This window comes from Petrotoga halophila DSM 16923 (genome assembly GCF_002924615.1).
The window spans coordinates 1-15,399 of the sequence record NZ_JALY01000101.1 but is presented as its reverse complement, the minus strand read 5'-3'; the positions used below and the strand labels follow the sequence as shown (position 1 = coordinate 15,399).

The 15,399-nt window shown below is 34.9% G+C and carries 17 protein-coding genes; 10 read left to right on the top strand and 7 right to left on the bottom strand.

The features are described 5' to 3' along the window. From pyrF to AA81_RS04490, 9 genes are all read left to right on the top strand, one after another. On the top strand, nt 1–740 hold a 740-nt coding region (gene pyrF, locus AA81_RS04530), incomplete at its 5' end, for an orotidine-5'-phosphate decarboxylase (RefSeq protein WP_103898336.1). Beyond that, entirely contained in the window at nt 724–1,464 is a 741-nt protein-coding gene (locus AA81_RS04525) for a dihydroorotate dehydrogenase electron transfer subunit (RefSeq protein WP_103898335.1), read from the top strand. The genes pyrF and AA81_RS04525, both read left to right, overlap by 17 nt. Further along, nucleotides 1,457–2,359 carry a dihydroorotate dehydrogenase gene (locus tag AA81_RS04520; protein WP_103898334.1) on the top strand — a complete coding sequence of 301 codons (903 nt, stop codon included), beginning with the start codon at nt 1,457–1,459 and terminating at the stop codon, nt 2,357–2,359. The genes AA81_RS04525 and AA81_RS04520 overlap by 8 nt, the downstream gene beginning before the upstream one ends. A 188-nt stretch (nt 2,360–2,547) precedes the next feature. Continuing rightward, the gene (gene sufC, locus AA81_RS04515; RefSeq protein WP_103898333.1) at nt 2,548–3,321 is read left to right on the top strand and encodes a Fe-S cluster assembly ATPase SufC; all 774 of its coding nucleotides are present in this window, start codon (nt 2,548–2,550) and stop codon (nt 3,319–3,321) included. A 4-nt stretch (nt 3,322–3,325) separates the two neighbouring features. Further along, nucleotides 3,326–4,741: a Fe-S cluster assembly protein SufB gene (gene sufB / locus AA81_RS04510; RefSeq protein ID WP_103898332.1), complete on the top strand. Its 1,416-nt coding sequence runs from the start codon at nt 3,326–3,328 to the stop codon at nt 4,739–4,741. Nucleotides 4,742–4,781: 40 nt separating this feature from the next. Beyond that, complete coding sequence (locus tag AA81_RS04505) at nt 4,782–5,999, top strand: SufD family Fe-S cluster assembly protein (RefSeq protein ID WP_103898331.1); 1,218 nt, start codon at nt 4,782–4,784, stop codon at nt 5,997–5,999. Beyond that, entirely contained in the window at nt 5,977–7,203 is a 1,227-nt protein-coding gene (locus AA81_RS04500; RefSeq protein WP_103898330.1) for a SufS family cysteine desulfurase, read from the top strand. Before AA81_RS04505 ends, AA81_RS04500 begins: the two co-directional genes overlap by 23 nt. Next, a complete protein-coding gene (sufU, locus tag AA81_RS04495) occupies nt 7,191–7,622 on the top strand; it encodes a Fe-S cluster assembly sulfur transfer protein SufU (RefSeq protein ID WP_245863448.1) in 432 nt (143 codons plus the stop codon). The genes AA81_RS04500 and sufU overlap by 13 nt, the downstream gene beginning before the upstream one ends. Before the next feature lie 28 nt (nt 7,623–7,650). Next, complete coding sequence (locus tag AA81_RS04490) at nt 7,651–8,031, top strand: CoA-binding protein (protein WP_103898337.1); 381 nt, start codon at nt 7,651–7,653, stop codon at nt 8,029–8,031. A 29-nt stretch (nt 8,032–8,060) separates the two neighbouring features. Here the strand turns inward: AA81_RS04490 and AA81_RS04485 are convergent, their stop codons facing one another. Both AA81_RS04485 and AA81_RS04480 read right to left on the bottom strand, forming a co-directional pair. Beyond that, nucleotides 8,061–9,275, bottom strand: coding sequence for a sigma-70 family RNA polymerase sigma factor (locus AA81_RS04485; protein WP_342750123.1), 1,215 nt, complete (start codon nt 9,273–9,275; stop codon nt 8,061–8,063). 192 nt (nt 9,276–9,467) lie between these two features. Beyond that, nucleotides 9,468–10,121: a histidinol phosphate phosphatase domain-containing protein gene (locus AA81_RS04480; protein WP_103898327.1), complete on the bottom strand. Its 654-nt coding sequence runs from the start codon at nt 10,119–10,121 to the stop codon at nt 9,468–9,470. A gap of 259 nt (nt 10,122–10,380) precedes the next feature. On the opposite strand from AA81_RS04480, the gene AA81_RS04475 reads away from it, so the two are divergent. Beyond that, nucleotides 10,381–10,899 carry a gamma carbonic anhydrase family protein gene (locus tag AA81_RS04475; protein ID WP_103898326.1) on the top strand — a complete coding sequence of 173 codons (519 nt, stop codon included), beginning with the start codon at nt 10,381–10,383 and terminating at the stop codon, nt 10,897–10,899. 10 nt (nt 10,900–10,909) lie between these two features. Here AA81_RS04475 and AA81_RS04470 read toward each other — a convergent pair whose 3' ends face one another. The 5 genes from AA81_RS04470 to AA81_RS04450 form a co-directional block, all read right to left on the bottom strand. Further along, a complete protein-coding gene (locus tag AA81_RS04470) occupies nt 10,910–12,115 on the bottom strand; it encodes an acetate kinase (protein ID WP_103898325.1) in 1,206 nt (401 codons plus the stop codon). Nucleotides 12,116–12,258: 143 nt separating this feature from the next. Further along, on the bottom strand, nt 12,259–13,197 hold the full coding sequence (fba, locus tag AA81_RS04465; RefSeq protein WP_103898324.1) for a class II fructose-1,6-bisphosphate aldolase: 939 nt from the start codon (nt 13,195–13,197) through the stop codon (nt 12,259–12,261). 71 nt (nt 13,198–13,268) lie between these two features. Further along, nucleotides 13,269–13,961, bottom strand: a complete 693-nt coding sequence (locus AA81_RS04460) for a lipid-binding SYLF domain-containing protein (RefSeq protein WP_103078634.1) — start codon at nt 13,959–13,961, stop codon at nt 13,269–13,271. 55 nt (nt 13,962–14,016) lie between these two features. After that, complete coding sequence (locus AA81_RS04455) at nt 14,017–14,517, bottom strand: transcription repressor NadR (RefSeq protein ID WP_103078633.1); 501 nt, start codon at nt 14,515–14,517, stop codon at nt 14,017–14,019. Between the two features lie 86 nt (nt 14,518–14,603). Next, the gene (locus AA81_RS04450; protein ID WP_103078632.1) at nt 14,604–15,347 is read right to left on the bottom strand and encodes an undecaprenyl-diphosphate phosphatase; all 744 of its coding nucleotides are present in this window, start codon (nt 15,345–15,347) and stop codon (nt 14,604–14,606) included. Between the last annotated feature and the right edge of the window lie 52 nt (nt 15,348–15,399).

The window sequence follows — 15,399 nt, the reverse complement described above, 5'->3', positions numbered from 1 at the left end:
AATTCAACAAAGAGATAATAGATAAAACACATGATTTAGTACCTGTCTATAAATTACAAATAGCATTTTATGAAGCATACGGCATAAAAGGTCTTTTAGGGTATAAAAAAACGATAGAATATTTAAGAAGTATAAAAAAGATAACAATCGGGGATATAAAAAGAGGAGATATTTCATCCACCGCTGAGATGTACGCTAAAGCTCATTTTGAAGGGGAGTTTGAGGTTGATTTTATAACCTTGAATCCATATCTTGGTTTTGATACCTTAACACCTTTCCTTAAATACATTGAAAGTGGAGAAAAAGGAGTCTTCGTGCTTCTAAGAACATCGAATCCAGGAGCCAAAGATATCCAGTATTTGAAAGTATCTCCAAAAGATGAATATCTTTATTACATTATCGGAGACAGACTCAATGAAATAGGGGCTAAGTACCGAGGAAGTTGTTGCTACAGTTCAATAGGTGCGGTTGTAGGTGGGACACATGTTGAGGAAGCAAAAGAAATTAGAAATAGATACAAAAATATGTTCTTTTTGATTCCTGGATACGGTCATCAGGGGGCTACTGGAAAAGACGTTTCTCTTTATTTAAACAACGATAATGGAGGCATTATCAACTCTTCAAGGGGAATAATTACGGCTTATAAAAACTACGAAGATGGGAACCAAAGATTTGCAGATTATGCCAGAAAAGCCGTACTTGAAATGAGGGAGGATATTGATAGTGAAAGAGGGGTATAGGGAAGTAGATATTTTCTCTAATACTGAAATCGCAAAAGATATATTCGAGTTGAAAGTTCAAATAGAATCCAACGACAGTATGGGTGATCCTGGACAGTTTTATATGCTGCGTAGTTGGGAACTGGATCCTCTTTTGTCTAGACCTTTTAGTATATGCAATGTAGAAGAAAGTGTTTTGACTTTTTTGTACAAAGTTGTTGGTCGAGGAACAAATTACCTATCTAAACTAAAACCAAAAGATAAGTTAAAGGTTTTAGGTCCCTTGGGAAACGGTTTTAATTTGAATGTGAAAGGAAAGATTGCCTTAATTTCAGGTGGTATAGGCATAGCTCCAATGATTTATTTGGCAAAAAAGTTGAATACAGGGATAGATTTTTGTGCTGGATTCACAAATGAAGTTTATTATATGGACTACGTACAAAAGTATGTGGATAAGATCTATATAACGACCGAAGATGGTTCTACAGGTCAAAAAGGTTTCATAACGGATATCTTTAAACCAGAAAAATATGATGTTGCTTTCACTTGTGGCCCTTCTCCCATGATGAAAAAAGTAGTTGAAAAATGTGAGAATAAGGCTCCTGTTTTTGTCTCTATGGAAAGTGTCATGGCTTGTGGTATGGGGGCATGCTTGGGATGCAGTATAAAGACAAAATTTGGGATGAAAAGGGTATGTAAAGAGGGGCCTGTTTTTAAGGGAGAGGAGGTATTTTTTGATGATTGATACCAAAGTAAACATCGCTGGGGTAGAGTTTAAAAATCCTGTAATAGCTGCTTCTGGGACTTTTGGTTTTGGTAGAGAGTTTTCAGAATACTTTCCCATCTCAAAATTAGGTGGATTATCCACCAAAGGGCTAACTTTAAGGCAAAGAGAAGGAAATAAAGGTGTACGGATTCACGAAACCACAGGCGGAATAATGAACAGTATCGGCTTACAAAATCCCGGCATAGACGCATTTATTGAAGAAGAGCTCCCTTTCCTAAACAGTCAAGATACGGTGATAATTGCCAATGTTAGTGGAAATACAATCGAAGAATACGTTATTTCTGTTGAGAAACTGAATCAAACCGAAATAGATATGATAGAGTTGAACATTTCTTGCCCCAACGTAAAAGAAGGAGGCATTTCTTTTGGTACCAAGGCAGAAATAGCTAACAACGTTGTAACACAAGTTAGGAAAGTTTGCAAAAAGCCCCTCATGGTAAAATTATCTCCAAGTGCTGAAAATATAGTTGAAATGGCTGAAAGTTGTGTTGAAGCAGGAGCGGACGCACTATCACTCGTAAACACTTTTCCTGCCTTAGCGATAGATATAAGCAAGAAAAAAGCCATCTTCGATAATATAACTGCGGGTCTATCTGGACCTTGTATCAAACCTATTGCCTTAAGAATGGTGTATGAAGTTTCAAAAGCTGTTGATGTTCCTGTTATAGGTCTTGGCGGAATTATGGATTATAAAGATGCTATTGAATTCATAATGGCAGGTGCGTGGGCTGTGCAAGTAGGTACCGCTAATTTTATCAATCCCAACGTTTGTGTTGAAATCATTGAGGGTATAGAAGAATACATGAAAAAAGCAAAAATTTCAACTTTAGAGGAAATAAGAGGGATCATTTAAGACTTAGACATTGGGATTTAAAATACGTTGAAATTTAACCAATTATGGATATTCTACTTTAAATTTTAAGAGTTGTTTAATGTACTTCTTTTTGTACAAATTTTCTTGACTTAAAGTTGACTAATATGGTAGAATTTAAAAGTAAGATATATAAAAAACAAGATAGTGGATTAGAAGGAGGAAAAGTGATGTCAGCTCTTTTGGAAATACAGGATTTAAAGGCAAAAGTTAGAGATGAAGATGTTGAAATATTAAAAGGCGTTAACTTAACTATAAATAAGGGTGAGATACATGCGTTAATGGGTCCAAATGGGTCTGGAAAATCTACATTAGCCCATGTTATCATGGGAAATCCAAGGTACCAAGTTACTTCAGGAGATATCTTATTCGAAGGGCACTCTCTTTTAGATCTTTCTACAGATGAAAGGGCTAAATTAGGTTTGTTTATGTCTTTTCAGACTCCTGAAGAGGTGGAAGGTATAAAAATGAGACAATTTTTGATTAATTCTTTCAGAAACATTCATAAAGAAGATAAAATTACACTATTGGAATTGAATAAAGTGATATCCGAGTTATCCCGAAATTTAGATCTCGACAGAGAATTTTTGGAGAGATATATTAATACAGGGTTTTCTGGTGGTGAAAAGAAAAAAAGTGAAATACTACAAATGGGATTTCTTAAACCAAAATTGAGTATATTGGATGAGATAGATTCCGGTTTAGATATTGATGCAATGAGGATAGTGGCAGAAAACATTAACAGAGTAAAAACTGAAGATATGGGCATATTACTGATTACACACTATCAAAGAATCTTGAACTTTGTTATTCCAGATTTCGTCCACATATATATAGATGGGAAGATAGTTAAAACTGGATCAGAAGAATTAGCTAAAGAGATAGAGGAAAACGGTTACTCAACGTTGGAGCAAGAGATGGGAATAACTATTTCCGAGGAGTGAAATTATGGCAAAAAATGAAAATGTTAACATAGAAGATTTGTTGGTGGATCAGAGCAAATTCGATTTTAGAAATCCAGAGACGTACGCCTACAAAACTATTCCAGGATTAAACGAGAAGATAGTTCAAGAAATATCCGAACAAAAAGAAGAACCTACCTGGATGAGAGACTTACGCTTAAAATCATTACATATATTTGACACATGGAGAGATCCTCGATTCGGGGTTGATGTTTCTGACTTAGATGTAAGTAAAATCGTAGCATACATTAGGCCAAGGGCAAAAAAATCCACATCGTGGAATGACGTTCCTGCGGAAATAAAAGATACTTTTGATAAACTAGGAATACCAGAGGCAGAAAAAAAGGCCTTGTCCGGTGTTGGGGCGCAGTACGATTCTGAAATCGTTTATCAAAATATAAAAAAAGAGCTTGAAAATTTGGGAGTTATATTTTTAAATATGGAAAGTGCCGTTAAAGAATACCCTGATTTGGTTAAAGAGTATTTCATGAAGGCAGTTGCTCCTACAAACCATAAGTATGCCGCTCTACATGGTGCGGTGTGGAGTGGAGGTACATTTTTATACATTCCAAACGGTGTAAAGGTTCCATTGCCTCTTCAAGCTTATTTTAGGATGAATAACCCGGGAATGGGTCAGATGGAGCATACAATAATTGTCGCCGATGAAGGTAGTGAGGTGGCATTCATAGAAGGTTGTTCTGCCCCTTATTATGAAATAACAAACCTCCATGCAGGTATGGTAGAAATATATGTTAAAAAAGGCGCCAGGGTAAAATACGCAACGATTCAGAATTGGAGTAAAAATACATACAATTTGAATACAAAAAGAGCAATAGTTGATGAAGATGGTATAATGGAGTGGGTATCAGGATCTTTGGGGAGCCATAAAACGATGATATACCCATCTTCAATACTCAAAGGCAAAGGAGCGAAAACGGAAACTAAGGCGATCACTTATGCTGGGCCAAACCAGCATATGGATTCAGGATCAAAAGTTTTCATGTTCGCACCATATACTAGCGCAAATGTTGATGCACGAAGTATAAGCATTGGCGGTGGTTGGGCTTTTTACAGAGGATGGTTGAAGATAGGAGAAAACGCCAAAGGTGCAAAAGCTTCGGTATCTTGTCAAGCCTTAATGCTTGATAACGAATCTAAAAGCGATACGGTTCCTCTTATCGAGGTTTACACTGATGAAGCAGATGTGGGACACGAAGCACGTATAGGTAGAATCAAAGAAGAGCAGATTTACTATTTGATGAGTAGAGGATTAAGTGAAGCTGAGGCTAAAGCCATGGTAGTTAGAGGTTTTGTAGAACCTTTTGCAAAAGAGCTTCCATTAGAGTACGCAATTGAATTGAATAGATTAATAAATTTAGAAGTAGAATCAAGCATAGGATAAGCTTTTTGTTTGAAATCGTTATATCAAGGAGTGAACAACAATGGAGACAATTTTTGAGAAACCTATAGATATGAGGCATAAAGATCTAAAAGCGGTTGAGTGGCAAATTCCCCAAATTACACCAAAAAGAGATTACGGGGATTATGAATTTCAAGCATCCTTGGAACAGATTTCTAATGAATTGTTAAAAACTTTCAAAAATTATAGATACGAAGCTTACAAAAATTGGGGTTTCCCTAAATGGAAAAGGGCTAAATTAAATGGGTATGAACCAGATAAATACGTTTCTTTTGTCCCTGTTAGCACAACAGGGAAGATATTAGGTTTGAATGGAATCGACCAGGATGGAATAGAAATTTTAGCCAAATACGACTTTGAAGGTGCTCATAGGAAGTTTTTATTGATGGCTGAAGCGTTTTCTAATACTGGTTTTTATCTAAAAACCAACGAAGGAGAAGAAAGAGAACCGATTACTTTGACGTATGACTGGAAGTTCCCAATATACGAGACCTCAGTTTATAACATAAGCCCATTCTCTAAAGCCACAGTTATTAGGTATTTAATGCCCAGCAAAAACGAAAAGTTATTTAGAACGACTTCAAATAGAATAATTGTGAAAGAAAATGCTTCTTTAGAACTGATAAATATAAACTTATGTAACAATGACAGTTTAAACGTTGATAACACACTTATTGAAGTGCAGAAAAATGGAAAAGTTGAAGTCATAGATATAAATATTGGTGGAAGAATTTCCTCACCTCATATTGTGTTTAGACTTGCAGGAGAAGGCGCACAGGCTCATTTGTTCCCTTATTTTTTGGGAGATAAGGATAACGTTATTGATATGCTTTATTTAATGAGGTTCTATTCGCCGGAAACAACTGGGATAATCAATGCCAAAGGCGTTATAAAAGACAAAGCAAAGGCGATATTCAGGGGTTTCTTGGATTTGAAAAAGGGTGCCAAAGAGGCTAATGCATCCGAATCAGAGTACACTTTAACCCTTTCTGAAAAAGCCAAAGCCGAAGCGCTTCCCAGTTTGTTGGTGGATGAAAACGAGGTAAATGCCGCACATGCTGCTACAGTAGGTACTATTGAAAAGGAAAAATTATATTATCTGATGACTCGTGGATTCTCGTTGGAAGAAGCAAAAAAGTTAATTTCTTCAGGTTTGTTTGAATCTGCCATAGATAGAATTAAAGTTTTTGATGAAGAGGCGAGTCAGGAGGTAAAAGATGTTATCTTCCAAAGAATATGAGGAGATATTTCCAGCTTTAAAAAGAAAAATAAAAGGGCATAAATTGATCTATCTTGATAATGCTGCCACCACGTTAAGGCCGAAAGAAGTTATGGATGCTGTAAATGAATACAGCCTCCACCATCATGCCAACGTCCACAGATCAACACACACCTTAGCAGCTGAAGCCACTCAGTATTATGAAGATGCAAGAAGTAAAGTTGCAAATTTCATAAACGCTGATCCAGAAGAAGTTATTTTCACAAAAGGTGCGACTGAATCTCTTAATCTTATAGCATATTCCGTTGCAGTTTCAAATATTTTGCAATCTGATGACGAAATTTTGATATCTACAATAGAACATCATGCAAACTTTGTTCCTTGGCAGCAGATAGCCCAAATTTTTAATTTAAAGATAAAGTATTATTCCGCAAAAAATGGAATTTTTGATTTATCTGATTTTCTTAAGCATGTTACCAACAAAACTAAGTTAGTAAGTATTACCGCTTTGTCAAATGTAACCGGTCAACTTATCCCAGTTAATACTTTAGTAAAACAGCTTAGAAATATTAGACAAGATATAATTATTGTTGTGGACGGTGCCCAAGCTGTACCACACATGCCTATCGATGTGAAGAATATGGATTGTGACTTTCTAGCCTTTTCCGGTCATAAGATGCTTGGACCGACAGGAATAGGTGTTTTGTATGGTAAAAGAAAATATTTAAATATGATGACTCCTTTTTTGTTCGGGGGAGAAATGATCGACAAAGTATCTACCGAGGGGACTACTTTTAACGTATTACCTTACAAATTTGAAGCGGGAACTCCAAACGTTGATGGAGCGGTAGGATTGGCTAAATCCATAGAAATACTTGAAAGTATCGGCATGGATAATATTCAAGAACATGATAAACAAATTACCTCGTATGCCCTCAAAAAATTAAAAGAGTTAGATTTTTTAGAAATATTCGGCCCTCAAGAAGAAACGCAACAGTCAATAATATCCTTCGATATGAAAGGTGTTCATCCACACGATGTAGCTCACTTGTTGAACGATTTAACTGGAGTAGCAATTAGAAGCGGTCATCATTGTGCGCAGCCATTGATGAAAGAGTTTGGTACAACCGCCACGTGCAGGGTAAGCTTCTATTTGTATAACGAAGAAGAAGATGTTGATAAATTATGTGAAGGATTAAAAAAGGTTTGGGAGTGGTTAAAATAGGATTAGAAGAACTTTACTCTGATATAATATTGGATTATGCAAAAAATGAGAGGTACAAAAAAGAGATACAAAACGCTAAGAAAGCTGAAGGGAAAAATTTATCTTGTGGAGACGAGATAACCCTTTATTTAAAAGTAGAAGATAATATAATAAAAGAAGTTACTTTCACAGGGCATGGCTGTATTATAAGTCAGGCAAGTGCATCGATGATGTGTGAATACCTTGAAGGAAAAACAGTAGACGAGGCAAATAAAATTTTGCAAGAAATTATTAAGATGTCACAAGGCAAAGAATTCGATAAAGAATTAGTAGATGGAATTGAAATTTTTTCTGATATCTCCAAATTTCCTATGAGAACTAAATGCTTCACCCTTGCTTGGCATACGTTGGATGACGCACTTAATGGGGAGAAAATGTAAGCTTAAAAACTGAGGAGGACTTGTTTTGATAGACCTAAAAAATGTGAGAAATATTGCTATAATTGGAGCAACCACCAATAAAGAAAAATACGGATATAAAGTGTTGAAAAATTTAAAAGATAAAGGTTACAAACTTTATCCTATTAATCCAAAGTATGACGAAATTGAAGGAATAGAAACATATGCTTCTGTAAAAGATCTGCCTAAAGGTGAGATAGATTTAATTGTTTTTGTTGTTCCCCCAAAAAATGGAATAACAGCTGTTAAAGAAGCATACGAAGAAGGATTTAGAAGATTTTGGTTTCAACCTGGTGCAGAATCAGACGAAATCGAAGAATACTTAAAAAACTTACCAAACGTAGAGTATTCTTTCATTAAATGTATAATGGTGGAAACAAGTAGAAATTAAAAAACCGCCTCGACGAGGCGGCTTTTTAATTAACTTTCTACAATATCTTTTAATTGTGCTACTCTGTTTGGATGTCTCAATTTTCTCAACGCCTTAGTTTCTATCTGCCTTATTCTTTCCCTTGTAACGTTGAAGAACTGTCCAACTTCTTCTAAGGTCTTCTGTTTACCATCTAAGAATCCATACCTCATTTTCAAAACCAAAGCTTCTTTAGAATTTAAAGTGTCAAGAACTTCCTCTAATCTTTCTTTCATAATCATTTTTTGAGCTTCTTCTTCTGGGGTTGTTTCATCGGTACTAATAAAATCTCCTGTTTCAGATTCTTCATCGTCACCATTACCGCTAGATATAGGTGAATTTAAAGAAAGTACATCTTTTGCACTCATTAGGATTTCATTAATTTTATCTTCTGGCTTATCTAAAATTTCTGCAAGTTCTTTTGCTGAAGGGTAATCCCCATTTTCTTGTAAATACTCTCTGATGACTTTGTTCATTCTATTTATAGTTTCGACTAAATGAACTGGAATTCTAATCGTTCTTGCTTGATCAGCTATGGATCTGGTGATTGCTTGTCTAATCCACCATGTTGCATAAGTTGAGAACTTAAAACCTTTTCTCCAGTCAAATTTGTCTACAGCCTTTATCAATCCGATATTTCCTTCTTGGATCAAATCTAAAAAAGTCAATCCTCTACCTGTGTATCTTTTCGCAATACTAATAACTAACCTTAAATTTGCCTTTATCAATTCGTCTCTAGCCTTTTGATCACCCCTTTGGGCTCGTCTAGCTAGTTGTCTTTCTCTAGAAGGACTTAAAAGCTCAACTTTGCTTATTTCTTTGAGATATATTTTTATAGGATCACCTAAGGAGATATTGTCGTACATTTTAAGCTCTGTATCTGAAAATAATTCTTCAACCTCTTCATTTTCACATTCTATTTCATTTAATGCATCTTTCTCTTCTTCTTCTACTTCTTCTTCTAAAATTTCTATTCCTTCTGATTCCAAAGCGTCGTAAATCTTTTCAATGTAATCACTATCTATTTCGTCTGCTACATCTGTAGGGATCGCATGATCAATATCGGAATAAGATAACTTATTGCCTTTCTTCTTTGCCTTATTTATTAATAATGAAATGAAAGTATCTACTGATTTTACTTTTTTCTTGGGCTTTTTTACTTTTACTTTGAGAGTCTCCCCGTCTTTTTCAGCTTCTTCAAAATCTATATTTTCTATTTTTTTCATTATTTTTTTCTCTTCTTTCTCACTTATTCTTTTGTTGCTCACATAATTCCCTCCTTTCATAAAGAAACGACACCCTTGAAGTTAGAAAGTCTCCCAATGAAACTATTTATTTAGACACCAACAATATGATTTGGTTCTAAAAATACATAAAGAAATAAAAATTTTTGGTAAATCTTCCATTAAAAATGTTATTTACAATAATTCCAATGGATTTTTTTCTACAACCTTTTTTGCCTTTTCTATGCTTAAACCAGCTGATATAGACACTTTCAAACTAAAATCATAGTCTAAAAAATCGTCTGGTCCGTGAGAATCACTATTTACAAGTAATTTTGCATCATATTTTTGAGCCAATTTTGCTACATGCCCATTGGATAAACTATGGCCTTTCCTGGCACTTAATTCCAAAAAAACTCCGTTACTGGCAGCCAGGGCAACTTCTTCCTCGGTAATTAAACCAGGGTGAGCTAAAATATCCACATACTTTGATGTTACAGCGTAATAGTTAGTTTTTTTGAAAACTGGCTCGACTATAGTTTCTCCGTGAACCAATACAATATCAGCTCCGTTTTCTTTTGCATGTTTTGCAAGTTCATCTATAAGTAAGGGAGGAACGTGGGTAATTTCGACCCCTTTCAAAATCTTGATCCCTTCAAAGTAACTACTTTCATTATCAACAAATTTATTCAAACTGCTTAAAACAAAATCTATGTTGGACTCATCCACATGATCAGATATTGCAATAGCTGCATAACCATGAATTTGTGCATGTCTTATTTGCTCGCTGCAAATTAATTCTCCATCACTCAAAATTGTGTGTGTGTGAAAATCATAGACTTTATTCAAAAGAAAGACCTCCTTTTTTGGCTTAATAATAGTATACAAATCTTTAACTGTTCTAAATCTAATAGTAACTCATATACCTTGAAGTTTAACAAATTCTATATTATAATATTAGTGAAAAAAGAAAGATCCCCCTATCCCCCTGAGATAAACCCAGACATTCTTGCCGGATCCATCGTGGATCCGGTTTTTTTATTCTCTACTTTTTTGATGTATAATAATTATATCACAAAAACTTTAGCTAAATTAAAGAGGTGAAATTATGCTTCATGAGTATAAAGGTAAATATCCTGTTGTTGAAGAAGATGTTTTTTTAGCACCTGGTTGTCAAATTATTGGAGATGTAAAGATCGCTAAAGGAGCGAGTATTTGGTACAATGCCACATTGAGAGCAGATATTGGTTCTATAACCATTGGGGAATTCACAAACGTACAAGATAACTCAGTAGTTCATATCGACACCGAATATCCAACTATAATTAGCAGTTACGTTACTATTGGACACAACGCTATTATACACGGCTGTGAAATCTCTGATAATTGTCTCATAGGTATGGGAGCAACTATATTAAATGGTGCAAAGATAGGTGAAGGATGTCTTATAGGAGCTGGAGCTTTGGTAACAGAAAACAAAATAATTCCTCCAAAGAGTTTGGCCTTAGGTGTTCCGGCAAAGGTCATAAGAAAATTAACTGACGAAGAATTTGAGCAAATTAAAGAACACGCCAAAGAATACTATAATCTGGCAAAAAGTTATAGAGACAATAGTAATGCCCTTTAAACAGGCATTACTATTTGTTGTTCGATTCTTCCACTATTCTTTTTGTATCCTGAGCTATCATTAATTCCTCATCAGTTTTTACTATTAAAATCTCCACATCGGAGTCTGAAGTTGAGATAATTCCTTCTTTTCTATTCAACAAAGTATTTTTTTCTTTATCAATTTTAACTCCAAAGAAGTCTAAATAATTACAGACATCCATTCTTACATGTTCGTCATTTTCTCCCACCCCTGCTGTGAATACCAACGCATCTAATCCTTTTAGTACGGTTATATAACTTCCAATGTATTTTGCTAAACGATATACATACACATCATATGCTAACTTTGCCTTTTTATCCCCATTTTCTATTCCTTTTCGGATATCTCTCATGTCGTTGCTCATTTCACTTAAACCATAAACACCACTTCTTTTGTTCAACAAATCGTCCGCTTCATCTACGCTGTAACCTTTTCTTGTAAGGAAAAGAACGATGCCTGGATCTATATCTCCGCTTCTTGTTCCCATTATCAATCCTTCCAAAGGTGTGAACCCCATCGATGTATCGATCACTTTTCCTCTGTCAATCGCAGCTAAAGATGCACCGTTACCCAAATGTGCCGTTATCATCTTTAATTCCTTCATATCTTTTTTTAATATCTCAGAGGCTTTTTTAGATACGTACCTGTGACTGGTTCCATGGAATCCGTACCGCCTTATCTTGTACTTTTGATAAAGTTCGTAAGGTAATCCATACATGTACGCCTTCTCTGGCATCGAATGATGAAATGATGTATCAAATACCGCTACTTGGGGTACTTTGGGTAATAATTTTTTAGCAGCTTTTATGCCCATCAAATTGGGAGGATTATGTAAAGGAGCAAGTTCAGCGTTATCTTCTATAGCTTTAATAACTTCTTCATCTATCAGTACGGAAGAGAAAAACTTTTCTCCTCCATGTACTACCCTGTGCCCAACCGCATCTATCTCACTTAATTCTCTCAAACATCCATATTCAGGATCAATTATCAATTCCATAACTTTTTTCAAGGCTTCTTCATGGTCTTTTATCTTGGTTATGTTTTTGTACTCTTTTCCTTTACTTTCTTGTTCAATATCCGATTCTTGTTCCCCTATTCTTTCAACCAACCCTTTAACTAGACAACTTTCGTTTTCCATTTCCAATATTTGATATTTTAAGGATGAACTTCCGGAGTTGATCACTAGTATTTTCATTCGAAATCCTCCTATGCTAGAAATTCTAAAAATTAATATTAGCGCTCCTTTTAAAATCAAAATCTTTTTTTCACAATCTTGGTGACTCTTGATTGGATAAAATTAAAAAAGTACAACCATGGAAGCCATGGCTGTACTTTGAGTTAAGCTTTATTAGCAGAACCTAAAAGCTCCAATCTATCAGAAACAACTTTTTTCACGTAGGTTTTTGCCGTTCCCATGTATTTTCTAGGATCAAACTCTTTGGGATTGTTCTGCAAGAATTCTCTTAATCCTGCAACAAAAGCCATTCTAAGGTCAGTATCAGTATTTACTTTATTTATACCTAGTCGAACGGTTTCTTTCAAAATATCTGAAGGCACACCTTTTGATCCTCCAAAATCAGCTCCATAATTTTCAGCTATTTCGACCATTTCTTGCACAACACTTGAAGCACCGTGTAGTACCAAAGGCATTTTTGTCAATTCTTTAACTTTTTTCAATCTATCAAAGTCTAATTTAGCTTCTCCTTTAAACTTAAATGCCCCGTGGGAAGTACCAATGGCTGGAGCTAGAAAATCAACTTGGGTTTCCTCTACAAAATATTTCGCCTCATCGGGATTAACTAGGACTGATTCAGATGAAGCAACGTTGTCTTCTATTCCAGCTAACTTTCCTAATTCTGCTTCCACTGAAACACCCGCTGCATGGGCTATTCTTACAATATCTTTCGTAGTTTTTATATTTTCTTCCAATGGTTTATCCGATGCATCTATCATTACAGATGAATAACCAGCTTTTATTGCGGATATTATATATTTAAAATTCTTCCCGTGGTCTAAATGCAGAGCGATTGGTATATCTAAAGAATCTGCAAACTCTCTAACCATTTTTACAAACAGGCTTGCTCCTCTCAAAGGATCACCCATACCAGCATACTTCATTGCTCCTTCACTTGTTTCGATTATCAGGGGAGATTTTTTCTCTATCCCTCCTTCGACAATAGCTTGAAGAAACTCGAGATTGTTAATGTTAAAAGCTGCAACAGCATAGTACTCTTTATTCGCCTTTTCTAAAATATCTTTTGTGTTTACGTAAGGCATAATTTGTTTCCTCCTTTTATTGAATTTTTATTATTGTTTTTAGAATCTCAAAAACTGTAATAGCATCCTTTTTAAGTTGTTTCTTTCTCTTTTAATTGCTTTTCTAATATCGCTTTTTCTAATAGTTCTACTATCTGTTTTGCTTCGTTATCGACTTCTTTTTCTTTTAAAATTTGCTCAGGTGAAAGAGATTCGTTATAATAATCCTCATTGGCATTATCATCTGCTCTTATATAAGCCCCTTCAACAGAAACTCCAGCGTAGAAACCCTTTGCAATAGAATAAGAATATATGGATGCTTGTAATTTATAATCTAAATCTGCAGAAAGCTGTCTACCCAATGGTCCAGCAGAAATACCGACTGAACCTCCTAAGGTAAAGTTGTTTCCCATGAACCCTTCCATTCCTTTTTCATTCATTACAACTAAAATTAACGCTGCGGATTGTACTCCTATTTGTGCTCCCCAGCTTAATCCATATATATTTACAAATGATGGTCCGTACCATTTTCCTGTTTCACTATCTTTTCTTAATACAATGCCTTCACCATACTGTCCACCAACCACATAACCCAATTTATAAAATGTAGGAAAAATTACTAAGCCTTCTGACATTTCTACTAATTGAACAAAAGCTCCGCTATCTGGTTTTGATAATAACTCCTCAACAGCGAAACGTGCGTCTTTAATAGTATCTTCAACTGCAGCAAATAGGCTAAATGAAAACAGTAGGATAATGAGAGTTGCTAAAATGCTTTTTTTCATTTTTTTCATCCCTCACTTTTAGGTCTTTACTTTCTTTGGAATCTCAAAAACTTGGTTAGTCTAACAAAATTTTTCGCTTTTTTAGTTCTCTTTTTATGCAGTTAAATTGATCCTCGTTTTCTACTTCAATCCTGTGTAAATGAACTCCATTGTTTATTATTGATAAAGGTTTAGAAGTTTTTAATTTTGCTATAAAGGTTTCTACTTCTTCGATGGAATCTACATCAATTCTACCACTTAATTCTCCATATACAGGATGCTCTACCGAAACGTCAATTACTCTACCACCACAGTTTACAATGGCTTTTAATTCATCTTCAATTTGTTCCGGGGTGTGTTTAACAGCAATCAGTTTAATCAATTTATTGTTCTTATTCATTGAATAACCTTTTGGTGAAGATTGTATATCATAACCTTGGGCTTTCAGAATAGCAATATCTTTTACTATTACTTGCCTTGTTACACCAAATCTTTCAGCAAGTTGTTGCCCTGGTATTGAATATTTACTTGTAGAAAGAATGTTAAGTATTTTTTTTAGCCTTTCTTGTTTTCTCAAACCATAAACTCCCTGCTACTTTATTGAGGTTCTCTCAAATATTATATCAAATATTTTATGAGAATACTTAAACAAAGTTTTAGCTCCTAAATAATAATGGCTATGAGGCCGATAGCAAAACAGTAATATGAAAAATACTTTAATTTTCCAACCAGTACCGTTTTTTTCAGTAGATACAATCCCAATAAGCCAAACAAGAACGCAAACAAACTTCCAAAAATTACCGAAGGAGAAAAAGTTACCTTATTTATTTCAAAAATACCTGCCCCAAAGGTTACAGGGAGGCTCATCAAAAAGGAATATTTCAGTGCATCTTCCCTTTTTGTTTTCATTAAAAGAGCACCGAACAACGTTGCCCCACTTCTAGATATCCCCGGAAATATTGCAAGGGCTTGCATGAGACCTATAACCAAAGCATCAACATAGGTTATCTCTGCTAAACTCTTTTTGCCTTTTAGTGTGTCAGAGATTAATAAAAAGATGGCTGTTACCATTAAAAAAACTCCAATCAATGTAAGAGAAGAAAAGGCTGATTCAATCGAAGATTCCAAAGTGAAACCTACAATAGCAGCTGGAATCGAAGAAATGATTAATTTAAGGATTAGAGAAAGTGATTCTTTTTCCAATTTAAAGAGTCCCTTGATCAAACTGACAACTTCCTTCCAAACAAAGAACAATACTGCAAAAAAGGTGGATAAATGAAGAAGGGCGAAATATGGTACGTTGGTATCGATATTCATAAAGGATGAAAATATAGCCAGATGTCCTGAACTGGATACTGGTAGAAATTCCGTTAGACCTTGAACAATTCCTAATATGATTTCTTTCACTTTTTACCTCCTAAGATGATAGATTTTTATAGTGTTTTTAAAAACTCTAAAA